The sequence below is a fragment of the Cellulomonas xylanilytica genome (assembly GCF_007989805.1).
GTDB classification, from domain to species: Bacteria; Actinomycetota; Actinomycetes; order Actinomycetales; family Cellulomonadaceae; genus Cellulomonas; species Cellulomonas xylanilytica.
In genome coordinates, this window is the sequence record NZ_BJUB01000005.1 from 85,983 (window position 1) to 108,599 (window position 22,617).

General features: G+C 72.1%; 19 protein-coding genes and 1 tRNA gene. 7 read left to right on the plus strand and 13 right to left on the minus strand.

Annotation, left to right across the window (positions count from 1 at the left end; all coding sequences use genetic code 11):
- Positions 1 to 73 precede the first annotated feature (73 nt).
- Positions 74 to 1,123, minus strand: a complete 1,050-nt coding sequence (locus CXY01_RS09210) for a glycosyltransferase (protein ID WP_146927137.1) — start codon at positions 1,121 to 1,123, stop codon at positions 74 to 76.
- Between the two features lie 136 nt (positions 1,124 to 1,259).
- Here CXY01_RS09210 and CXY01_RS09215 point away from each other — a divergent pair, with 136 nt between their 5' ends.
- The 4 genes from CXY01_RS09215 to CXY01_RS09230 all read left to right on the plus strand — a co-directional run bounded on the left by CXY01_RS09215 (position 1,260) and on the right by CXY01_RS09230 (position 6,000).
- Positions 1,260 to 2,156, plus strand: a complete 897-nt coding sequence (locus CXY01_RS09215; RefSeq protein ID WP_186813345.1) for a glycosyltransferase family 2 protein — start codon at positions 1,260 to 1,262, stop codon at positions 2,154 to 2,156.
- Positions 2,153 to 3,313 carry a glycosyltransferase family 4 protein gene (locus CXY01_RS09220; protein WP_146927139.1) on the plus strand — a complete coding sequence of 387 codons (1,161 nt, stop codon included), beginning with the start codon at positions 2,153 to 2,155 and terminating at the stop codon, positions 3,311 to 3,313. Before CXY01_RS09215 ends, CXY01_RS09220 begins: the two co-directional genes overlap by 4 nt.
- A 71-nt stretch (positions 3,314 to 3,384) precedes the next feature.
- On the plus strand, positions 3,385 to 4,464 hold the full coding sequence (locus CXY01_RS09225; RefSeq protein WP_146927140.1) for a polysaccharide pyruvyl transferase family protein: 1,080 nt from the start codon (positions 3,385 to 3,387) through the stop codon (positions 4,462 to 4,464).
- A gap of 18 nt (positions 4,465 to 4,482) precedes the next feature.
- A complete protein-coding gene (locus CXY01_RS09230) occupies positions 4,483 to 6,000 on the plus strand; it encodes a lipopolysaccharide biosynthesis protein (protein ID WP_146927141.1) in 1,518 nt (505 codons plus the stop codon).
- Positions 6,001 to 6,081: 81 nt separating this feature from the next.
- Here CXY01_RS09230 and CXY01_RS20815 read toward each other — a convergent pair whose 3' ends face one another.
- The 6 genes from CXY01_RS20815 to pth form a co-directional block, all read right to left on the minus strand.
- Positions 6,082 to 7,932, minus strand: a complete 1,851-nt coding sequence (locus CXY01_RS20815; RefSeq protein WP_186813346.1) for a right-handed parallel beta-helix repeat-containing protein — start codon at positions 7,930 to 7,932, stop codon at positions 6,082 to 6,084.
- A gap of 715 nt (positions 7,933 to 8,647) precedes the next feature.
- On the minus strand, positions 8,648 to 10,255 hold the full coding sequence (locus CXY01_RS20820) for a right-handed parallel beta-helix repeat-containing protein (RefSeq protein WP_186813347.1): 1,608 nt from the start codon (positions 10,253 to 10,255) through the stop codon (positions 8,648 to 8,650).
- 611 nt (positions 10,256 to 10,866) lie between these two features.
- Complete coding sequence (locus CXY01_RS09245; RefSeq protein ID WP_146927142.1) at positions 10,867 to 11,601, minus strand: CDP-alcohol phosphatidyltransferase family protein; 735 nt, start codon at positions 11,599 to 11,601, stop codon at positions 10,867 to 10,869.
- Entirely contained in the window at positions 11,598 to 12,800 is a 1,203-nt protein-coding gene (locus tag CXY01_RS09250) for a DUF1972 domain-containing protein (RefSeq protein WP_146927143.1), read from the minus strand. The genes CXY01_RS09245 and CXY01_RS09250 overlap by 4 nt, the downstream gene beginning before the upstream one ends.
- A gap of 99 nt (positions 12,801 to 12,899) precedes the next feature.
- Positions 12,900 to 14,318 carry a sugar transferase gene (locus CXY01_RS09255; RefSeq protein ID WP_246125196.1) on the minus strand — a complete coding sequence of 473 codons (1,419 nt, stop codon included), beginning with the start codon at positions 14,316 to 14,318 and terminating at the stop codon, positions 12,900 to 12,902.
- A 232-nt stretch (positions 14,319 to 14,550) separates the two neighbouring features.
- The gene (pth, locus tag CXY01_RS09260; protein WP_146927145.1) at positions 14,551 to 15,171 is read right to left on the minus strand and encodes an aminoacyl-tRNA hydrolase; all 621 of its coding nucleotides are present in this window, start codon (positions 15,169 to 15,171) and stop codon (positions 14,551 to 14,553) included.
- 240 nt (positions 15,172 to 15,411) lie between these two features.
- Between pth and CXY01_RS09265 the strand changes: the two genes are divergently transcribed.
- Entirely contained in the window at positions 15,412 to 16,620 is a 1,209-nt protein-coding gene (locus CXY01_RS09265) for an acyltransferase family protein (protein WP_186813348.1), read from the plus strand.
- Between the two features lie 112 nt (positions 16,621 to 16,732).
- Here the strand turns inward: CXY01_RS09265 and CXY01_RS09270 are convergent, their stop codons facing one another.
- From CXY01_RS09270 to CXY01_RS09295, 6 genes are all read right to left on the minus strand, one after another.
- Entirely contained in the window at positions 16,733 to 17,362 is a 630-nt protein-coding gene (locus tag CXY01_RS09270) for a 50S ribosomal protein L25/general stress protein Ctc (RefSeq protein ID WP_146927147.1), read from the minus strand.
- A gap of 247 nt (positions 17,363 to 17,609) precedes the next feature.
- Positions 17,610 to 18,278 carry an SIMPL domain-containing protein gene (locus CXY01_RS09275; protein WP_246125198.1) on the minus strand — a complete coding sequence of 223 codons (669 nt, stop codon included), beginning with the start codon at positions 18,276 to 18,278 and terminating at the stop codon, positions 17,610 to 17,612.
- A 5-nt stretch (positions 18,279 to 18,283) separates the two neighbouring features.
- Positions 18,284 to 19,267 carry a ribose-phosphate diphosphokinase gene (locus tag CXY01_RS09280; RefSeq protein WP_146927148.1) on the minus strand — a complete coding sequence of 328 codons (984 nt, stop codon included), beginning with the start codon at positions 19,265 to 19,267 and terminating at the stop codon, positions 18,284 to 18,286.
- Positions 19,264 to 20,874: a bifunctional UDP-N-acetylglucosamine diphosphorylase/glucosamine-1-phosphate N-acetyltransferase GlmU gene (gene glmU / locus CXY01_RS09285; protein WP_146927149.1), complete on the minus strand. Its 1,611-nt coding sequence runs from the start codon at positions 20,872 to 20,874 to the stop codon at positions 19,264 to 19,266. Before glmU ends, CXY01_RS09280 begins: the two co-directional genes overlap by 4 nt.
- 64 nt (positions 20,875 to 20,938) lie before the next feature.
- Positions 20,939 to 21,214 (minus strand): hypothetical protein, encoded by a 276-nt coding sequence (locus CXY01_RS09290; protein WP_146927150.1) that lies wholly within the window; start codon positions 21,212 to 21,214, stop codon positions 20,939 to 20,941.
- Positions 21,215 to 21,281: 67 nt separating this feature from the next.
- Positions 21,282 to 21,353: transfer RNA gene (locus tag CXY01_RS09295), tRNA-Gln, on the minus strand.
- 104 nt (positions 21,354 to 21,457) lie between these two features.
- Here CXY01_RS09295 and CXY01_RS09300 point away from each other — a divergent pair.
- Positions 21,458 to 22,054, plus strand: coding sequence for a TetR/AcrR family transcriptional regulator (locus CXY01_RS09300; RefSeq protein WP_146927311.1), 597 nt, complete (start codon positions 21,458 to 21,460; stop codon positions 22,052 to 22,054).
- 35 nt (positions 22,055 to 22,089) lie between these two features.
- Positions 22,090 to 22,614 carry a MarR family winged helix-turn-helix transcriptional regulator gene (locus CXY01_RS09305; protein WP_146927151.1) on the plus strand — a complete coding sequence of 175 codons (525 nt, stop codon included), beginning with the start codon at positions 22,090 to 22,092 and terminating at the stop codon, positions 22,612 to 22,614.
- Positions 22,615 to 22,617 lie beyond the last annotated feature (3 nt).

The window sequence follows — 22,617 nt, forward strand, 5'->3', positions numbered from 1 at the left end:
TCCGGTGGGATGCACCGAGTGTGCAGCACCGCCCGGCCACCGTCACCGGTTCCGGGTGCCGGAGATGTCGGATTCACCCGGTTGTCGGCCTGGGGTGGACACGGTCGACCGCGCGCCCGAAGACGCCCAGGTAGAGGTCGGCCAGGTGCGCCCAGCTCCGCTGCGAGAGGTCCGGCGGCCCGGGCGGCTCGCCGGACGTCGCCGCGAGCGCCTCGACCAGACGGTCCGGTGTCAGGTCGCCGTCGTACCGCTGGAGCCACCACGGACCGACCTCGGCCGCGAGGGCGTCGGTGACCGGGTTCGCGGGGACGAGCACGGGACGGCCCAGGGTGAGCGCGAGCAGGACCGCACCGGAGTTGTGCATCTCGCGGTACGGCAGGGTGACGAGCTGCGCGGCGCCGATGGCGGCCGCCAGGTCGGCGTCGGCGACGTGCCCCAGCTGCAGCTCGACGCGGTCGTCCCCCGCCGCGGCGGCGCGCAGGTCCGCCTCGACCTCCGAGGAGGAGGGTCTGCCCGCGACGACGAGGCGCGCGGCCGTGTCAGGCACACCACGGAACACCTCGAGGAGGGCGGGCACGTCCTTGTACGGCCGGATCAGCCCGAAGAACAGCATGCGACCTGCCTGCGGGGGCGTCGAGGGCCGGCCGTACCAGTCCCCGTAGTCGCCCAGGGGGATCGTCGTGGCCGGCACGCCGGCCGGCGTCACGGTCGCGTCGTTGAGCCGGACCCACCAGGTGGTCCAGCGGTCGGTCAGCCGCAGCACGGCGCGCGTCAGGGCGTCCTGCCGCTCGTGCGGGGACACGTTGTGCGCGGTCCGGACGACCGCGGTCCGGCGTAGCCGGAAGCCGACCAGGGCGACCGCCAGCAGCACGCAGGCCGCCGCCCGGCGCACTGCGGTGCTCTTCGCGACGACGACCTCGGGCCAGTGCACGTGGAAGACGTCGTACCGGCCGAGGACCGCCCGGCGCCAGCTGAACGTGTCGACGTGCGCGGAGGTGCGCAGCGCGTCGAGCAGGAGCACGGAGTGCGGGTTCGTCGTCTCCCGGGGAGGCCCGAACGACTCCAGGACGCGCAGGCGCGGCCGGCCGTGGCTCCCGCCCTGCGTGGTGTCGTTCGTCGCCATGCCCGCTCCCGTCGCTCGTGCCGGATGCTACCGATTCACCCGACACCGGGTCCCAGCGCCCGAGGGATCGCGGATACGCTCCGACCCGCCGATGGTCCCCTGGGGGCGACCGCGGTGCTGTCGAGGAGGAGACCACGTGCAGACGGACGACGGGCGGCGCAACGCCGTCGTCGTGGTCAACCACGGCTCCCACGAGCTCCTCGAGCGGTACCTGGCCCCGCTGGCGGCCGAGCTCGACGCGCTGGTCGTGGTCGTCGACAACTCCGCGGCCCCGGCAGACCGCGACGCCGCCCGGGACGTCGCGACCCGCGCGGGATGGCACCTCGTGCCGACCGAGAACGACGGGTTCGGTGCCGGGGTCAACGCCGGCGCCGCTGCCGCGGTGGCGCTCGGGTGCGACGTCCTGCTCGTGCTCAACCCCGACCTCGCGATCGACGCGGGAACGGCACGCGACCTCCTCGACGGCGTGCGGGCAAGCCCCGGCACCGTGCTCAGCCCGCGGATCGTGCGGCCCGACGGCACGACGTGGTTCGCCGGCGGGACGGTGGACCTGGTCCGCGGTCGGACCTCCACCCGGCACACGGACCGCGTCGACTGGCTCAGCGGTGCGGGCTTCGCCGTCGCGACGAGCGCGTGGACGCAGGTCGGCGGGTTCGACGACGCCTTCTTCCTGTACTGGGAGGACGTGGACCTGTCCGTCCGGCTCGTCCGCGCCGGCCACCGGCTCGTCGTGCGCGACGACCTGACCGCCGTGCACGACGTCGGCGGGACGCAGGCCCACGCCGGGACGCGCCGCAAGTCCGACCTGTACTACCGGCACAACTGCCGCAGCAGGCTGGTCTTCGCCGCCCGCCACCTGTCTCGCCGCGACCAGCTGCGGTGGGTGCTCGGCGCACCCGGCTTCGCCTGGGAGGTGCTGCTGCGTGGCGGCCGCCGCCAGCTTCTGCGATCCCCCCGGCCGGCGCTGGCCGCGGCCCGCGGGACCCTCGACGGCACGCTGTTCGTCCTCAGCCACGGAAGGCGGCCGGCATGAGACGGCTCGTGATCGCGCACCCGTCCCCGGACCTCTACGGGTCCGACCGGCAGCTGCTGCGCTCGATCGAGGCGGCTCGCTCCGCGCAGTGGCAGGTCCTGCTGGTCCTGCCCCGGACGGGACCGCTGGTCGAGCTCGCGCGACACAGCGGCGCCGAGGTCCGCGTGGTCGAGTTCCCCGTCCTGCGCAAGTCGCTCCTGCACCCCCGTCGCCTCGCCGGCCTCGCCCGCGACGCGCTGGCCGCTGTGCGAGGAGCCGTCCGGCTGCTGCGCACCACACGGCCGGACGCGCTCTACGTGAACACGGTGACCATCCCCTGGTGGGTCGTGGCCGGCCGGCTGGCGCGGACTCCCGTGCTCGTCCACGTCCACGAGGCGGAGTCCGACCAGCACCCTCTGGTCGGGCTGGCCCTCACGGCCCCGCTCGGGCTCGCGCGGCAGGTGGTCGCCAACAGCGCCGCCGCCGCGGACGTCCTCACCGGCTCGTTGCCGAGCCTGGCGTCGCGGATCACGGTGGTGCACAACGGCGTCCCCGCCCCTCCGGCTGCGCCGACGCCGCGTGCGCGACCGGACGGAGCGCCCTGGCACCTGGTCGTCATCGGCCGGCTGTCGCCGCGCAAGGGCATCGACGTCGCGCTCGACGCGGTCGCGCTGCTCGCAGGACGGGGGTACGACGTCACCCTCGAGGTGGGCGGCACGATCTTCCCCGGGTACGAGTGGTACGAGAGCGAGCTCCTCGCCCGTGCGGCCGAGCCCGACCTCGCCGGCCGCGTGGTGCTCGCGGGGTACGTGCACCCCACGTGGGACCGGCTGGCCGCCGCGGACGTCGTGCTGGTGCCGTCGCGGGCGGAGCCGTTCGGGAACACCGCCGTCGAGGGCCTGCTCGCCCGTCGGCCCGTCGTCGCGTCCCGCGTCCAGGGCCTCATGGAGGTCGTGCAGGACGAGCGCACCGGCCTCCTCGTCGACCCCGGCGACCCGGTCGCGCTCGCGGACGCCGTCGAGCGGCTGCTCGGCGACCCCGCGCTGCGGACCCGCCTCGCGGACCACGGCGAGCAGGACGCGCAGGCCCGGTTCGGCGCAGCGTTGTACGACGAGCGGATCGCCGCCCTGCTAGGCCGAATGGTGCAAACCGGGGCAGTTCACCCTGCGGACGGCTGATCCGACCCGCGCGGTCCGCATAGATTGGCCGTCCACCACACCACTTCACCGCCGATACCGGGGGGTCACCTGTGCGCGTCCTCGTCGCCTGGTCCGACGACCGTTCGCGCAACCTGGGCGTCCGTGCCCTGGCGCACGGCTCAGCAGCTCTCGCCCGCCGGGCGTTCGGCGACGACTGCGAGGTCGAGTTCCAGAACTTCGGCAAAGGCGCGTCGCCGGTCCCGGTCGGGAGCCTGCGGAGCCTGGCGCGCGAGCACCTGGACCGGCACCAGGTCCGCGACTGGCTCGCCTCGTTCGACCTGGTCGTCGACACGCGGTCCGGGGACAGCTTCGCCGACATCTACGGCACCAAGCGGCTCGCGACGATGTCGGCCTTCGCCGACCTGGCACGCCGGGCCAAGGTCCCGGTCGTCCTCGGGCCGCAGACGATCGGGCCGTTCGGCAGCCGCGTCGGCCGGGCGATCGCCCGTCACTCGATGCGCACGGCCACGCTCACGATGGCCCGTGACCCCGCCAGCGCTGCGGCGGCGCACGACCTCGGGCGCGACGTCGACGTCCTCACCACCGACGTGGTCTTCGCACTGCCCGCGCCTGCCCGCACCCACACCCGCGACGTCCTGCTCAACGTCTCCGGCCTGCTGTGGGACGGGAGCCCCCACGTCGACGGCCCGACCTACCGGCGCACCGTCGACACGCTGACCACGCGGCTCCTGGCCGCCGGGCGGCGCGTGACGCTCCTCGCGCACGTCCTGGACTCCCCGCTCGCCGACAACGACGTGCCCGCCGTCCAGGACGTCGCCCGCGCCCATCCCGAGGTCGACGTCGCGATCCCGACCGACCTCGACGACGTGCGGTCGATCATAGCCTCGTCCGAGCTGGTCATCGGGTCCCGCATGCACGCCTGCCTCAACGCCCTGTCCATCGGCGTCCCGGCACTGCCCCTGGCCTACTCCCGGAAGTTCGCCCCCCTCCTCGACTCGCTCGGCTGGTCGAGCACCGTGGACCTGCGGACGTCGTCGGACCCCGCGGGCGAGGTGCTCGCGCACCTGGACGACCCGGAGCTCCCCGACCGGGCGGGCACGGTGCAGCAGCGCGCCGCCGAGCTGCTCCGACCGGCCGAGGACGCGTTGCGGACAGCTCTGCGCCGATGAGCAGGCGATGAGCAGGCGATGAGCACGGGGGACGACGCGCCCGACGCGCGGTCGAGCGACCCCGCCTCCCACGCGCAGGACAACCGCGGGATGGGCCGACGTGCGGCCCGCGGGGCGTTCGTGACGCTCGGCGGCCAGGGCATCCGCATCGTCCTGCAGGTCGGCGGCGTCGTCGTCCTCGCACGCCTGCTCTCCCCCAGCGACTACGGCCTCATCGCCATGGTCACCGCGGTGACCGGCATCGGTGAGCTGTTCCGCGACTTCGGCCTCTCCGCGGCGGCCATCCAGGCGAAGTCGCTCAGCGTGGCGCAGCGCACCAACCTGTTCTGGCTCAACTCCGGCATCGGCGCCCTGCTCTGCGCACTGACGGCATCGCTGGCGGTCCCCATCTCGCACCTGTACGACGAGCCCGATCTGGTGCCGGTGGTGCACGCCCTGGCCTTCACGTTCCTGTTCAACGGGATGGCGACGCAGTTCCGGGCCGACCTGTCGCGGCGCATGGAGTTCACGCGCCTGGCCGCCGTCGACGTCATCAGCGCCGTCGTCGCGCTGACGGTGGCCATCGGGATGGCGCTGGCGGGAGCCGGGTTCTGGGCGCTCGTCGCCCAGCAGCTCACCGCTGCGCTGGTGCTGCTCGTCAGCGTCGCCGTCCTCGCGCCGTGGCGCCCCGGGATGCCGCGTCGGCACGTCCCGATGCGCGGCCTGCTGTCGTTCGGGTGGAACCTGCTGGCCACCCAGCTCGTCGGCTACGCCGGCAACAACGTCGACTCGCTCACGATCGGTGTCCGGTTCGGCGCCGTGGACCTCGGTCTGTACAACCGGGCGTACCAGCTCCTGATGTCCACGCTCTCGCAGCTGCGTGCCCCCACGACGACCGTGGCGCTCCCCGTCCTGGCTCGCCTCCAGGACGACCCGGTGCGCTTCGCCGACTTCGTCCGGCGCGGGCAGCTGGCGCTGGCATACGGACTCGTCGCCGCCCTGGCGTTCGTCGCCGCGGCCGCCGAGCCGCTGACGGACCTCCTGCTGGGACCGCAGTGGCTCGCCGCGACCCCCTTGATCCGGTTCCTCGCCATCGCCGGCGCGTTCCAGACGCTCGCCTACGTGGGGTACTGGGTCTATCTGGCCCGCGGGCTCACGGCCGTGCTGCTGCGCTACACGCTCGTGTCGTCCGCGATCAAGATCGTCTGCGTCGTGGTCGGCAGCACGTGGGGTGTCGTCGGTGTCGCAGCAGGGTTCGCCCTCGCGCCCGCCCTGTCCTGGCCGCTGTCCCTCTGGTGGCTCTCCCGCCACGCCCCGGTCCAGCTGGGCACCCTGATCGGTGGAGCGCTGCGGACCCTCGCCACCTTCGCCACCTGCGGCGCTGCCGCCTACCTGGTGTCCGCGGCGGTCGACCCGAGCTCGCCGTGGATCGCCGTGGGGATCCAGGCCGTCGTCTACGTCGGCCTGCTGGCCGGCGTGTGCGCGGTCGTCCCGGCGCTGCGCAGGGACGTCCGCGACGTCGTGGTCGCCGTCCGGCTGGCCACCCGACGCGGCTGAGCCGGTGCGCCGCCCTGTGCGGGAACGGCGATGCCCACCCCGTGACCGGGGTGGGCATCGCCGCGTGCCTGCGTCGGGGCGTCAGCCCTTCTTCACCGTCACCGCGACACCGTCGGTGTAGACGTTGTTGCTCACCTTGAGCAGCGGGATGGTCGTCGTCGGGGCGAGGATGGCGCAGTTGGCCACCCGCGTGCTCCGGCCGAAGACGTTGTCCTTGAAGGTCAGCCCGCTGATCGGACCGTAGGACTTCTCCGCCAGGTTCACCGAGCACGCACCACCGTCGACGTAGTTGCCGGAGAACACCAGGTCGGTCACGACACCGCGGTCCTGCGTGATCATGAGCACCGCGTTCTTGGTGCCGGTCATCACGTTGTTGGTGAACCGCAGGTTCTTGCCGATGGAGATCTGGATGTTGTCGTCGTGCGTCGGCGTGTTGTTGTAGTTGGGGTCGTTGTCCCAGTAGGCGTTGTCGTGGAACCAGGAGTCCTGGACCGTGACGTTGTCACCCGTGATGAGCACCTGGTCCACCACGTGGTGGATGTTGGTGCGGATGAGCGTGAAGTTCGCGCCGATGATCCCGCGGATGTGATAGCTCGGGGTGCTCGGCGCCAGCTCGGAGTCCTGGATGGTCACGCTGGCGGGGACGGCCTTCGAGACCATGACGAGCCCCTTGTCGGACTCGATCGCCCGACCGCGGACGATGCTGTTCTTGATCACGACGCCCGGCGCCTGGATGGCGACGAACCCGCGGATGTCCAGGGAGTCGATCACGGCGTTCGGCGTGGTGATGGTCAGGTCACCGTCGTGCACCGTCAGCGGCGTCCCCGCCGGGACCCCGGTGTTGCCCGCGCCGGGGCGACCGCTCGCCGGGGGAGGTACCGGCGCCGTCGTGGGCTTCGGCTCCGGGGCTGTCGTCGGGGCCGGGGAGGGCTTCGGCGTCGGCGTGGGCGTCGGGGTAGCCGTCGCGGTCGGCACCGGAGTGGGCGTCGTGGTCGGGACCGGGGCCGGGGCCTTCGTCGGTGCCGGGGTCGGGGCCTTCGTCGGAGCCGTCGTCGGGGCCGGCGCAGGCTTGCCACCGGCCGGCTCGGCGACGTAGCCGGTCAGGACCAGCCACACACGCGCGCTCGCCGACGAGTTGTACACGGTGACCTTGTTGCTCGCACCGGACAGGTCCACGGTGGTGGTCGCGGTACCGAGCTTCTGCACCGGCGAGACCAGCGCCGGCTTCGCGGTGCAGGACGAGCTCGCCTTCGTCCCGGCGCAGACAGACACCTGCGTCGCCTTGTACGCGTACTGGGCCCGCACCTCGAACGTGGCGGACCTCAACGACGGGAGCGACGCCAGGTCGACCGTGAGCGAGGAGGACGGGGCGATGACCACCCGGTCCACCAGGGTCTTCGGAAGGTTCGTGGCGGGAACCGTGTACCCCGTCAGACGCAACCAGGTCTTCACGCTCGCGGCTGAGTTGTGGACCACGACGCTGCGCACGTCCGCGGTCAGCGGGACGGTCACCGTCGCCTTGCCGAGGGACTGGACAGGTGTGACGAGAGCAGGCTTGCTCTTGCAGTCCGAGGTCGCCTTGGTACCGGCGCAGACGGAGAGCTTCGTGGAGCGCCAGGCGTAGCGGCCCTGGATCTCGAACGTCGCGGAGACCGCGCCGGACGGCACACCGGGCAGGTTCACGGCGGTCGTCGAGCCGGGGGCGAGCACCTTGCCGTCGACGAGCGACGTCGACACCGCCTGCGTGATCGTGGCGGCGTTCGCGCCGGTGCTGGCGACGAGCGACATCCCCGTCGCCACGAGGACCGCGACGAGGCCGGCGGCCCAGGCGGGCGCCATGCGAGGGATCCGACGAAGGCCGACGGCGCGCTCGAGGTGCGCGGGGTGCGAGCGGCCTCTCGGCTCCGGCTTGGCGTGCCGGGGAACGCTCATGGGTATCTCCTTGCGTGTCGCATCACTCGTGCCGGTCCGTGCTGGTTGGGGAGCCTATGGGGTGAGACGCCGACACAAGACCCCTGGGGCGGCCGAGATCGGGCCGTTGCTCGGACCGGCGCGTGACGGAGCCGCGCGGCTGTCCGACGTCTCCGTCCGCTGGCCTGCACAGTCACCGCGGCCAACCGGGACGACTCCGACGTACCGGAAAGTTCCGTGACGTGCGTCACTCGCAGGAGGAAGATGGTCATATGTCCAACATGCGGACAGTTTCTGAGCGCCGCGTTCACCCGAACGGAGTCGGTCGAGCGCACCCGCGCCTCCCCGCCCGCCCCGTGAGCACGGCACGGATCGCGCGCCTGCGCAGGTCATGAGCCATCCGAGCGCCAGGAGCTCGCTGCCCTGGCCAGGGCACACATCAGGGCGTTCTGCACGCGAGATCACGCGTACGGGTGAGGCGTGAGTGTGATGACGACGCACGCCTCCCCTCGCGGCCGCCCCTGCGGACCGTCCGGCGCCTAGGCCGAACAGGTGAACGGGTGGTCGTCGACGAGACCGGCGCCGGACCGTCGGCACGCGCGACCGGTCCCCTATACACCGGAGCTCGAGAACCGACGGAGTGCGCTCGACAGGTGAACGCACGAGGACACCAGAGCGGCACGACAGCACCGTGCCCGCCCCCGGATCGGAGGCGGGCACGGTGTGATCCGACGGGTCAGCCCCTCTTGACGGTCACCACGGCACCGTCGACGTAGACGTTGTTGCCCAGCGTCAGCAGCGGGATGGTCGTCGTCTTGGCGAGGATGGCGCAGTTGGCCACCTTGGTGCTCCGGCCGAAGGTGTTGTCCTTGAACGTCAGACCGCTGATCGGACCATAGGTCTTCTCGGCCAGGTTCACCGAGCACGCGCCACCGTCGACGTGGTTGCCGGAGAACAGCAGGTCGGTCACGACGCCACGGTCCTGCGTGACCATGAGCACCGCGTTCCTGGTGCCGGACATCACGTTGTTGGTGAACCGCAGGTTCTTGCCGATGGAGATCTGCACGTTGTCGTTGTGCGTCGGGGTGTTGTTGTAGTTGGGGTCCTGCTCCCAGTACGAGTTGTCGTGGAACCACGAGTCCCGGACCGAGACGTTGTCACCCGTGATGAGCACCTGGTCCACCACGTGGTGGATGTTGGTGCGGATGAGCGTGAAGTTCGCGCCGATGATCCCCCGGATGTGATAGCTCGGGGTGCTCGGCGCCAGCTCCGTGTCCTGGATGGTCACGCTGGACGGCACCTCCTTGGAGACCATCACCAGACCACGGTCGTACGTGGTCGGTCCGCCGCGGACGATGCTGTTCTTGATGATGACGCCGGTGGCCCGGATGACCACGAAGCCCCGGATGTCCATCGAGTCGATGACCGTGTTCGGCGTGGTGACGGTCAGGTTCCCGGTGTGCACCTTCAGCGTCTTGCCCGCGGGAACACCGGTGTTGGTCGGACCCGGTCGCACGGCCGGTGTCGGGCTGGCGGTCGGGACCGGGGCCGGCGTCGGGGTCGCGGTCGGGACGGGTGTCGGCGTCGGGGTCGCGGTCGGGACGGGCGTCGGGGTCGCGGTCGGGACCGGGGCCGGCGTCGCGGTCGGGACCGGCGTCGGGGTCGCGGTCGGGACGGGTGTCGGAGCAGGCGTCGCGGTCGGGACAGGTGTCGGAGCAGGCGTCCCGGTCGGGGCCGGAGTGGGGGCCGGGGCCGGGGCGGGCGTGATCGTGGCGCTGGCCCGCGTCGTGTAGGAGGTCAGCACGAGGGAGACCTTCACGCTCGCGACCGTGTTGTGCAGAGTGACCAGACGACCGGCGCCACGGACGTCGAGGGTGACGGTGGAGGTGCCCGCGGACTGGGTGGGCGTCACGAGCGCCGGTGCGGCGAGGCAGCCCGACGTCGTCGTGGAGCCCGCACAGAGACTGATGGCCGTCGGCTTCCACGCGTAGCGACCCGCCACGCGGAAGGTCGCCTTCACTGCCGTCGACGGCAGGTCGGGGAGGGCGACGGTCGTGGAGGAGCCAGGGGCCAGGACGGCACCCGCGACGTACGTGCGCGGGAGGTCGGCGGGCACGAGCGTGGCGGACGCGAGCGTCGGGCTCGACGCGACGCTCGCCGTCGCGACCGACGTCGGCGCCGCCGCGACGGCGGCTGCACGGGCGACGACCCGCTTGTCCACGGAGGTGGTGCCGGCAGGCTGGAACCCGGTCCCAGCGACAGCGCTGGCTCCTGAGCCCACGGTCACGGTCGCGGTCAGGGCGAGGACTGCCACGAGAGCCGCACGGGATGCGGGTCGCTTCACGGACCGGCGGTGGCCGTTCGTGGCGTGGCGGACGGTGAGTCGGTCCGCAGTCGTTGGGATAAACACTTACAATTCCCCCAGGGAGCGCATTGCATGATCGAGATGGTGAGCGCTCGGGAGCATAGACAATTGTTTCTCGCATCCCCACACCTTCCCGGCGGGAAGGCATCAATGGCGGGTCCCGCCATCAATGAGGGCAATTACGACATCTCGGGCCGCCCCGACAGGCTGACCAGCGAAAAAGCAAATCGGCGCGCCGGATCAATTCGGACAAACGCTCCGACTGTGACGTGCGTCACTCTCAGGAAGAGCGTTCCGGATGTCCATCATGTGGACATGTCGCCGGGAAGCCTGTTTCCGCCCGGCTCGACCGCTGCCTGCGGGTCACTCAGGACCACAGGGCGCGGAGTGCGGGCGCTGGGACTCGCCGCCGGACCCGGCGCACTGCTCGGTGACCTGCGAGAACACGGCGACGACCGAGGGGAAGTCCCCACCATGTCATTTCTGCCGCTCTCGGGAACCAGAGCCCCACGACGTTCCGACGAATATGGACGCCTCGCGTCATTCGCCGGGCGCCCAGGACCGTGGCCCAGGAATAGCGGGGCCCAGCTTCAGGAGATGCCGATCTGGCCCATCTCCCGGAACCACTTGGCGCAGGCAGCGGCGGTAAACAATGCCGTGCACGCCACGACGGCGGTGTAAACCACCATGAATGCGACAGGGGCGCCGAACAAGAAGAACGCGAGGCAGAGCACGCCGTAGTCCGTGGGGATGGCCAGGACCGAGCGCAACCACGGAGCGCGGCCCCCGGTGGCCGCGACGCTGCGCACCCCGTGCGCCCGCCGCAGCTGCTCGGTGAGGATCATGGCGAAGAACAGGACGGCGCCCGCGACGGCGTGGACCAGCGGGACCGCGAGCCAGCCGACCGGCACGGACTCGAACCGGAACAGACCGACCAGCAGCGCCAGCGGCATGGCCGAGATCTTCGTCGCATCGACGACGTGGTCGAGCCACTCCCCCGCGGACGAGCCGCGGCCGGTCAGCCGCGCCACCTGGCCGTCGGCCGAGTCGAGCGCGTAGCCGAGGACGAGCAGGAGCGCGACTGCGCTGCCGAGCAGCCACGACGGAGGGAAGATCGCCAGGAGGGCGATACCGGTGAACGTCGCGAGGGCGCTCAGCCCGGTGACCGCGTTGGGCGACAGGCCGCGCCGGTACGCCCAGGCGGCGAGGAGCCGTCCGAGCCGGCGGTTCACGAACCGGGAGTACGCCGGGGCGCTGCGGGCGGCGTCCTTCTGCGCAGTGGCCAGGAGGCGCACCGTGTCCCGGTAACCCGTGGTGGCTGTCATGCGTCGACCTCGATGTGCTGGGGCGTGGACTCCACGGCCGCGCGACGTCGGCCCTTCTGCGGACCGGGGACCCGACGGTCATGCAGGTCGCGGGCGAGCTGCTCGTAGCCGCGCGCCACCTCGTCCCAGTCGTAGTCGCCCGCCCGGGCCTGGAGCTCCGCACCGCGCGCCGCAGCCGCCGCGGGGTCGCCCTCGGCATCCTCGATCTGCCGGGCGACGTCGTCGGCCGACCGGAAGTAGCGCCCGGACGTCCCGAGCACCTCGCGGTTGAAGGACACGTCGAAGGCCACCGTCGCGGCGCCCGCGCCGATCGCACGCAGGAGCGAGGGGTTGGTCCCGCCGACGGAGTGCCCGTGGACGTAGGTCAGGGCGTGGGCGTAGAGCTGGTCGAGCGCTGCCTGGTCCCACACCCCGCCGAGCAGCCGGACGCGTGGGTCCGTGCCGGCTGCGGCCTGCACGCGACGCGTGTACTCGTCCGCGTACGGTGCGGAGCCCACGACCAGCAGCGGGTGCCGCGCGCCGGAGCGCACGTAGCCCTCCACCGCGAGCTCGACATGGTTCTCCGGCTCGAACCGGGCGACCACGAGGTGGTAGGCACCTGGGGCCACCCCGTACTGCCCGAGCAGGTCCGCCGGCGGGTCGTCGAGGCGGGGCGCCCCGTACGTCAGCAGCGTGGTCGCTGCGCCGAACTCCGCCGTGTAGTAGTCAGCGATGCCCTGCGCGTCTGCGATCAGGGCGTCGGACAACCGGACCGAGAGACTCTCGGCGGCGCGGTAGTACCGCCGGCCCGTGCCGCCCCACTTCGCGCGCTTCCACTCGAGCCCGTCGACATGGGTGGCGACCGGGATGCGACGCGCACGCAGCAGCGGCAGGAGAGGTGCGTTGGCGGCGTTGAAGACGAACGCGACGTCCGTGCGCCTGGCCACCAGGTGGCCGACCGACAGTGCCGTGTGGCTGAGGGTCTCCAACGACCGACGACGCAGGGCGGGCAGGGCCACGAGGTCCATGCCGAGGTAGCTGCCGGGAACCTCGTCGTCGACCGAGCGGCAGTACACCCGCACCCGGTGCCCTCGCTCGACCAGGCGACGACCGACTTCCTCGACCGCGGTCTCGAAGCCCCCGTACCGCGCCGGCACACCTCGCGTGCCCACCATCGCGATCGACAGCGCATCGCGCGACGACCTCTGAGGACTGCTCATCACTGCCCCCTGCTGGTTGCCGACACTGCCGTGGCCGCCCGCGAGCCTAACCGCGTGGCTGACGACCGAGAGGTTCGAACGAGCGGATTCACCCGTCCCTCAGTACGCGCCGTTGCCGGTGAGGACGGCGCGCGCCGTCTTCCAGAGGATGAGCATGTCCATCGTCACGGACCAGTTGTCGACGTACCGCAGGTCGAGCTGCACCGACTCGGTCCACCCGAGGTTCGAGCGTCCGCTGACCTGCCAGAGACCCGTGAGGCCGGGGCGCACGTGGAGCCGGCGCTGCACCTGGTCCTCGTACGCCTCCACCTCCTCCAGCAGCGGCGGGCGCGGCCCGACGAGCGCCATGTCGCCCCGCAGGATGTTCAGCAGCTGGGGAAGCTCGTCCAGGGAGTACCGGCGCAGCACGCGACCGACCCGGGTCACCCGCGGGTCCTGCGCCATCTTGAACAGGACACCGTCGCCGAGGCTCGACCCCAGCAGAGCAGCGCGTCGGGCGTCCGCGTCCTGGTACATGGTGCGCAGCTTGAGCATCGTGAACGGGCGTCCGTCGATGCCCACCCGCGTCTGCCGGTAGAAGGCGGGCCCAGGACTGGTGAGCCGCACCGCGGCAGCCGCGGCAGCGATCACCGGTGCGAACACCACCAGAGCGAGCGCGGCCAGCGTGGTGTCGATGAACATCTTGGCGACGAGCCTGCGCCGGGGCGACCCGACCTCCACCTCGAGGAGCGAGAGCCCCGCCGTGGGGTGCACGGTCAGCCGGGGCGCAGCGACCTCGATCAGGTCCGGCGCCACGACCAGGTGGGCGCCGGCACGCTCGAGCGCCCAGGACAGCCGCCGCAGCGCAGCGCCGGACAGGTACGAGCCCGTGACGACGACGACATCCACCTGCCGGTCGGCCACGATCTGGACGACGTCGGCCACCGCACCGAGTACCGGGACGCCGCCCACCGACCGGACCCCGTCGAGCGACGGGACGCAGACACCGTCGACGCGGTAGCCGTGGTGAGGAGCGAGCGCGAGGTCGCCGATGACACGACCGGCCGAGATCTCGTCGCCGACGACGACCGTGGTCATCATGGCGCCGCCCTCCTGACGCCACCGGTGCAGCCACCGGCGCTGCACGTGCCGGAACATCCAGCACAGCGCGGTGCCGAGGGGCAGAGCCACCAGGACGAGGGAGCGAGGGACGGGGACTCGGAAGACGTAGCCCAGGACCATGAGGCCCAGCACCAGGGCGACGGAGGCCCGCAGCAGGGACTGGAACTCCCCCGGCCCGTCGCCCACGTGCCGCGAGCGATAGCCGCCGAACGCGGCGACCAGCGTGACGAACACCGCGGCACCGACCACGCCGAACACCAGGGAGTGCACCAGGTCGTAGCTGCGGGCGAGCGTGATCCCGGTGACCAGCATGGCGATGGCGGCGTCCGACGTCGCTGCGACCAGGCCGTACCGGGCGCTGACGACGCGCCAGCCGCTGGAGTGCTCGGTGGGGGCGGCGCGCACTGTCTTGCGCACCTCGAACGGCTGGGACGACGCCCACGACCGACGCGGTTCCCGCGCGGTACCGCGGCGGTCAGCAGGGTCATGGAACAGCGCAGAGTCATGATCGGCTGCTAGCGTCACGGCTCCCCCACCCTGTGTGCACTTCATGGACACGAGGAGGCTATAGCCGGTTTCCGTACGGTTCAGTACCTTCTGTCCTATTTCACCCGGGTTGACCGTTCTTCACCCCCGCCCGGGTGACTGGTCAGGCGCGGGTGTGAAACTTGAGCTGCGCCGCCTCCAGGCCCTGGGCGATCACCAGCTCGACCGCGTCCGCCGCCGCGTCGACGAGCCACGGCACGTCCTTCAGCTCCGACTTGGAGAAGTCGCGCAGCACGAACTCGGCCGGATCCATGCGGCCCGGCGGGCGCCCGACCCCGACGCGCACCCGCACGTACTCCTTGGTGCCCAGCGCCTTGGTGGTGTCCCGCAGCCCGTTGTGACCACCCTCGCCACCGCCGCGCTTGAGCCTGACGTCCGCGAACGGGATGTCGAGCTCGTCGTGCACCAGCACCGTCCGCTCCGGCGGCACGTCGTAGTACTTCGCGAGCGCCGCCACCGGTCCTCCGGAGACGTTCATGTAGGTCGTCGGCTTCGCCAGCACCACTCGCGGACCCGGTGCTCCGCCTGCCAGCATCCCGAGCCGCGCCTCCGCGACCGCCGCCTGCGGCCGGCGGGACAGCAGCCCGGAAGCCCGGGAGCCGAACGTCGACCCGGTCCGGCGCGCCAGCTCGTCGAGCACCATCTGGCCGACGTTGTGCCGGTTGCCTGCGTACTGGGGTCCGGGGTTGCCGAGGCCGACGACCAGCCAGGGTCCGTCGGTCATCGCTCCCCCTCGTCCTGGCAGTGCACGGGCCCGCACCACCGAGGGGACACGGTACCGGCCAGACGCCAGACGCACCTGCTCCCTCGCCCGCGGTCGGGCCACAGCCGCGGCATGTCCGGAATGGACGGTTTTCACCCCTCGCGCGCCGCACGTCCGCGCCCCGCCCGCCTAGCCTGTTGTCCCCGGACCTGGAGGTGTGAACGTGGCGTCACCCGCGCACACTGCCGCAACGGTCGTCCGGTGACCGCGGCCGACTCGATGCCGGCGCCCGCTGCCGGTCCGGGACGTCGTCCGGTCCACATGATCAAGGGGCTCGACGGCCTGCGCGCCGTGGCGGCCATGGCCGTCGTCGCCTACCACATCAACTTCCTCGCCCGGTCGGGGACCGGCCCCGTCGCCGAGGCGGCGGCGGTCGGCTGGATCGGCGTGGACCTGTTCTTCACGATCTCCGGGTTCATCCTCTTCCTGCCGTTCGCCCGGGCGGCGCGCGACGGGGGCTCGGTGCCGCTGCGGCGGTACTTCGTGCGGCGGGCGCGGCGCATCCTGCCCGCGTACTGGCTCAACCTGTTCATCCTGGTGACGCTCACCGTGCCCGTGCTGATGACGACGGGTCGGGGCTGGAGCATCATCGCGAGCAACGCGACCTTCACCGCCGAGTACGCGGGTCTCCCGTCGGTCAACGTCGTCTACTGGTCGCTGTACTGCGAGCTCGCGTTCTACGTCGCGCTGCCCGTGATGGCTCTCGCGTTCATCCGGCGGCGGTGGATCGCCGGACTGATCGGCGCCGTGGTGGTCGGCTGCGCCTACCGGTTCGCCGTCGTCTCCACGGTCGACGGTGTCGACAGCTACTTCTCGCTGATCATGCAGTTTCCCGGGGTGATCGACCAGTTCGCCTTCGGCATGACCGCCGGTGCGATCTGGGTGACCCTCGAACGACGCGCAGAGCCGATCCGCATGGCGATCGCGATGTCGCTGGTCGCAGGAGGAGCCGCCGGGGTCGTGCTCATCGCCTGGGTCATCCAGCGGTCCATCGGGCTGGAGACCTACTGGTCCGGCTCGTCGGACTGGGGCCCGTGGGCCATCGTCACGCTGCGACCGTTGCTCTCAGCGTGCTTCGCCGCCGTCATCATCGGCGTCTGCGCGCGGCCGAGCTGGATCCGCTCCGCGCTGGAGCTGCGCCCGGTGCGCTACCTCGGGCTCGTCAGCTACGGCATCTACCTGTGGCACCTGCCGATCATCCGCGGGCTTGCCGAGGAGGTGGAGGGACGCGGCCGTTCGAGCGCGTTCTACCTCGTCGCCTTCGCCGCCGTCATGGCGCTGTCGACCGCCTGGGCCGCGCTGTCCTACCACTTCGTCGAGAAGCGCTTCCTCGGCGGCGGCCAGCGACCCGCTCCTCCGGCTGAACCGACCCCCCACGTGCCCATGCCTGAGGTCGCGGCCAGGAGCTGACGACGGCGCCGGACCCCGGGAACGACGACGCCCGGCACCGTCGGGGACGGTACCGGGCGTCGAGAGGTCGACCAGGCTCAGACCTCGAGCCGTGGTCGGGCCGAGGTCGGGCTCAGCCCTCCGACTCGGCGGCGGCGGCGGACGCAGCCGACTGCGACGCGGCGAGCTCGGCGGCGGCCTCCTCGGCGGCGACGTCCTCGGCCGAGGCGTGCGGCACGGAGACGGACACGACGGTCATCTCGGGGTCGGTCAGCAGGACCGAGCCCTTCGGGAGCTCGATGTCGCCGGCGCTGACGGAGGAACCGCCCGCGAGGCCCTCGATGGAGACCTGGACCTCGGTGGGCAGGTGCGTCGCCTCGGCCTCGAGGGACAGCGTCTGCGTCTCGACGACGTGGATGGTGCCGGGCGCGGACTCGCCGACGATCGTGACGGGGACGTCGACGGAGACCTTCTCGCCCTTGGTGACGATGAGCAGGTCGACGTGCTCGATGGTGTTCTTGACGACGTCGCGCTGGACGTCCTTCGTGATGGCCAGCGTCGTCTTGCCGTCGAGCTCGATGGCGAACAGCGCGTTGGCCTGCTTCACGGCGAGCATCGTCTCGTGGCCGGGAAGGGCGACGTGCAGCGGGTCGGAGCCGTGCCCGTAGAGGACGGCCGGGACCTGGTGGGCGCGGCGCAGACGGCGTGCGGCGCCCTTGCCGAACTCCGTGCGGGTGGTGGCGACAAGCTTGACCTCGGACACGTGTACTCCCAGAGTGCTGGCGTCGGCGTAGTGGGCCGACGTGGTGGCGGTGGCGATGGCGGCACGGGGCCGCGATGAAGACAGGTGTGGTGGCCTCGACGCGGGACGCAGGACGGGCACGCGGAGGCGCTCACCCAGTCGATCACGGAGCGCAGGTGGTCGTGGAACTTCGCTGACCGTCCTTCGTCCCTCGCCGAGGCAACCTGGAGAGCCTACCCGGTCGAGTGCGTGGATCCCAACCCGCGGGTCAGAGGGCCGAGGCGTCCTCGGCCCACGCCCACCGCACCGTCACGTCCGCCGACACCGTCTGCTGGCCGGCCTCGACGGGGACGGACGTGGCCTTCGCGACCCCCATCCCGCGGCTCAGCCGCAGCGGCGCGGCGTCGGATCCGCCCTCGGTGACCCACTGCACCTCGCCCAGCGAGCGGCCGGACAGGGCGGCCCACTGGGTGGCGCGGGCCACGGCGTCCGCCCAGGCGGCCTCGCGCGCCCGGGCACGGGGCTCGGTGGGGTCGCTGATCTCGAGCCGGATGCCGTCCATGCGGGCCGGCTCGCCGCCCGCGACGACAGCGGCCCCGACGACGTCACCGGCCACCGCGACGTCGCGCAGCGTGACCTGCAGGCCGAGCCGGGCGACGACGCGCGACGAGCCGACCGCCGAGCCGTCGGTCCAGGTGCTCGACTGCGTGGTCCGCATCGCGAGGTCGTCGACCCCGGCGTCGCGCAGGACCGCACGCATCCGCTCGAGGCAGGCCCCTGCCTCGGCGAGCGCGCGCTCGGCGTCGACGGCTCGGGCCTCGGCACCGAGATCGGCGACGGCGCGGTCGGGCACCGCCTCGGCCTCCCCGGCACCGGTGACGGTCACGCCGCCGCGCGGGCCACGGCGACGCAGCGTGTCGTCGTCGCGGCCGTCCACGAGCGTCAGGCCTGGCCGTCGAAGAGCGACGTCACGGAGCCGTCGTCGAACACCTCGCGGATGGCCCGCGCAATCAGGGGCGCGATCGAGAGCACGGTGAGCTGCGGGAAGCGCCGGTCTTCGGCGATGGGCAGCGTGTCGGTGATGACGACCTCGCGGGCGCCGCAGTTCTGCAGCCGGTCCACCGCGGGGTCGGACAGGACGCCGTGCGTCGCGGCGACGATGACGTCCTTGGCGCCGGCCTCGAGCAGGACCCGCACGGCACCGGCGATGGTGCCGGCGGTGTCGATGAGGTCGTCGACGAGCACGCAGCTGCGACCCTCGACGTCACCGACGACCCGGTTGGCGACCGTCTTGTTGGGGCTGCGGATGTCCCGGGTCTTGTGCACGAAGGCCAGCGGCCCGCCGCCCAGCTTGGCGGCCCACTGCTCGGCCACCCGGATGCGGCCGGCGTCGGGCGAGACGACCGTGACGTTGGAGGTGTCGACGCGGCTGCGCACGTACTCCGTGAGGATCGGCATGGCCCAGAGGTGGTCGACCGGCCCGTCGAAGAAGCCCTGGATCTGCGCGGCGTGCAGGTCGACGCTCATGAGGCGGTCGGCGCCGGCCGTCTTGAACAGGTCGGACATGAGGCGCGCGGAGATCGGCTCGCGGCCGCGGTGCTTCTTGTCCTGGCGGGCGTACCCGTAGAACGGCGCGACGACGGTGATCGTCTTGGCGGAGGCACGCTTGAGGGCGTCGACCATGAGCAGCTGCTCCATGATCCACGTGTTGATGGGCGACGAGTGCGACTGCAGCACGAACGTGTCGGCGCCGCGCACGGACTCCCCGAAGCGGGTGTAGATCTCCCCGTTGGCGAACTCGTAGGTGGTGGTCGGCAGGAGGTCGATGCCGAGGTGGCTGGCCACGCTGGTGGCCAGGTCGGGGTGCGCCCGACCCGTCAGGAGCACGAGACGCTTCTCGCCGTCCGAGGAGATGATCCCGGTCATCGTGCGGAGTCCTTCGGGTTGGTGCCGTTGTCCGGCAGTGCAGGCGGCGGGGTCGGCGGTGCGTCGGCGGATGCTGCGGCGGCACGGTCGCGCTCGGCGCGGGCCTGCGGGGAGAGCTCGTCGTCGGCGGACGGCCGGACGACCGCCTTGGCCGCGGCCGTCCCGGCGCGTGCGCGGGAGACCCAGCCCTCGATGTTGCGCTGCGCGCCGGCACTCACGCCGAGCGCGCCCGAGGGCACGTCGCGACGGATCACGCTGCCGGCGCCGGTGTAGGCACCGTCCCCGACGGTCACGGGGGCGACGAACATGTTGTCGGCACCCGTGCGGGCGTACGAGCCGATGGTCGTGTGGTGCTTGTTCACGCCGTCGTAGTTGACGGTCACCGACGCCGCACCGATGTTCGTGTGCTCGCCGATCGTCGCGTCGCCCACGTAGGACAGGTGCGGGATCTTCGAGCCGGTGCCGATCTGCGCGTTCTTCGTCTCGACGAACGTGCCGATCTTGCCCTTCTCACCGAGCACCGTGCCGGGGCGCAGGTACGCGAACGGCCCCACGCTCGCGTCGGCACCGACCACGGCCAGCGTGCCGTGCGTGCGCACGACGCTGGCGCGCGGGCCCACCTCGACGTCCGTCAGAGTGGAGTCCGGTCCGACGGTCGCGCCCTCGCGGACCACCGTCGCGCCGTGCAGCTGCGTGCCGGGCAGGAGCGTGACGTCCCGCTCCAGCTCGACGTCCACGTCCACCCAGGTGGTCGCCGGGTCGATCACGGTGACGCCCTCGCGCATCCAGGCCTCGAGGATGCGGCGGTTCATCTCCGCCCGGAGCACCGACAGCTGCACGCGGTCGTTGACGCCCTCCACCAGAACCGGGTCGTCCGTCTGGAGCGCCCGGACGTGACCGCCGTCGGTGCGGGCGATCGCCAGCACGTCGGTCAGGTACACCTCGCCCTGCGCGTTGTCGCGACCGAGCCTGCCGAGCGCGCCGCGCAGCACACCGGCGTCGAAGACGTAGATGGAGGAGTTGATCTCCGTGATCGTGCGCTGCTCGTCGTCGGCGTCCTTCTCCTCGACGATGCCGAGCACGTCGCCCGTGCCGGGCTCGCGCAGGATCCGGCCGTACCCGGTGGGCTCTGCCACCTGCGTGGTCAGCACCGTCACCGCGTTGCCGTCTGCGTGGTGCGCCTCGAGCAGCTCGTGCAGCGTTCCGGCGTCCAGCAGCGGGACGTCGCCCGCGATGACGACGACCGCCCCCGACACCTGTGCGTGCGTCGCCGACCCGACAGAGGTGTCGTCGGCGGCGTCTGCCTGCGCGGCCGCGTCGAGCGCCGTCATCGCGACCTGGACCGCGCGACCCGTGCCGGGGATGGCGTCCTGGTCGGCGAGCAGCGCCTGGGGGTCGACCTGCGCGACGTGCGCCGCGACCTGGTCGCGCTCGTGCCGGACGACGACCAGCACCCGGCCGGGGTCGAGCGCACGCGCGGTGGACAGTGCGTGGCCGAGCATACTGCGGCCGGCCAGGGTGTGCAGGACCTTGGGGGTTGCCGAGCGCATCCGGGTTCCTTCACCTGCGGCGAGGACGACGACGGCGGCCGGGCGGGGGAACGTCACCTGTAGGTGCTCCTCGCGGATCTGCCCGGGAGTCGGGCGGCGGATCTCGTGCGCAGGGTGCACTCTACCCGCGCGCGGAGGTCGCTCCGGCCGGGCCGGGGTCGTCGGGCGCGTCCTCCGGTGCGGGCGTGAACTGCTTCGGCACCGGCGGGGGCAGCCGCCTCTGCCGGGCGATCCACACCCCGGTCAGCACGGCTCCGACGGCCGCCACGACGATCACCGCGACCCGCACACCGACCTCGGTGGCGCCCGCGGCGAGGTCCACGACCTGCGACACGACACCGAACACGAAGAGACCCAGCAGGACGTATGCAGCACGCAGGTTGCGCGTCGTCGCCATGAGTCGCACCGTACCGCGTCCACCCCGGACGGTGGCGCGACAGGCGGGCCGACGCCGTGGCGGCCCGCTCCGCCCCCAGGATTCGAACCTGGACTGCACGGCTCCAAAGGCCGGCGTGCTGCCGTTACACCAGGGCGGACCGACGGTCGTCGCGTCGTGGCCGCCAAGTCTGCCAGCCATGTCTGGTGCTCACGGCATGATGGGCGCGTGGCCACCGACAGCAAGCGCTCCACCCGCTCCCGCATGACGGGGACGCAGCGGCGCGCCCAGCTGGTCGACGTGGCGCGGCGGCTGTTCGCCGAGAAGGGCTTCGACGGCACGAGCATCGAGGAGATCGCCGCTCGCGCGGAGGTGTCCAAGCCGGTCGTGTACGAGCACTTCGGCGGCAAGGAGGGCATCTACGCGGTGGTGGTCGACCGCGAGATCCAGGCGCTGACCGGTGCGCTGAGCGGCGCGCTGGAGGTCGGGGGTCACCCCAAGGTTCTGGTGGAGCGGACGACGCTGGCGCTGCTCGGGTACATCGAGACCAACGAGGACGGGTTCCGGATCCTGGTCCGCGACTCCCCGGTCGCGCAGGCGACGGGCACGTTCTCCAGCCTGATCGGGGACGTCGCCACGCAGGTCGAGCACCTGCTGGCGTACCAGTTCAAGAAGCAGGGGCAGGACCCGAAGACGGCGCCGATCTACGCGCAGATGCTGGTCGGCATGGTCGCGCTGACCGGGCAGTGGTGGCTCGACGCGCGCAGCCCCAGCAAGAACGTCGTCGCGGCGCACCTGGTGAACCTGGCGTGGAACGGGCTCTCGGCGCTCGAGCGCAGGCCCACGCTGACCCGCACCTGAGGGGAATCTCTCTCGACGTCGAGTAATCTCGCGTCATGGTGGCACGCACCCCTCCGGACGCTCCGGGGGCCCGCGACGAGGTCGATCGGATCGTCCTCGCCTGGGAGCGTGAGCGCCCCGACCTGGACGTCCGCCCGCTGACCGTCCTGTCGCGCGTGAGCCGGCTGGCCCGGCACCTCGACCTCGCCCGCCGCTCGGCGTTCGCACGTCACGACCTGGAGACGTGGGAGTTCGACGTGCTCTCCGCGCTGCGGCGTGCGGGCGCGCCGTACCGCCTGTCGCCGGGGGCGCTGCTCACCCAGACCCTGGTCACCAGCGGCACCATGACCAACCGCATCGACCGCCTGGCGGAGCACGGGCTGGTCGAGCGGCTGCCCGCACCGGACGACCGCCGCGGTGTCCTCGTGCAGCTCACCCCGGCCGGGCTGGACCGGGTGGACGCCGCGTTCGCGGACCTGCTCGACGTCGAGCGGGGTCTGCTGGGCGACCTCGACGAGGCCGACCGCGACCGGCTGGCCGACCTGCTGCGCGAGGTGACCGCGCCGTTCGACGCGTCGTGAGGG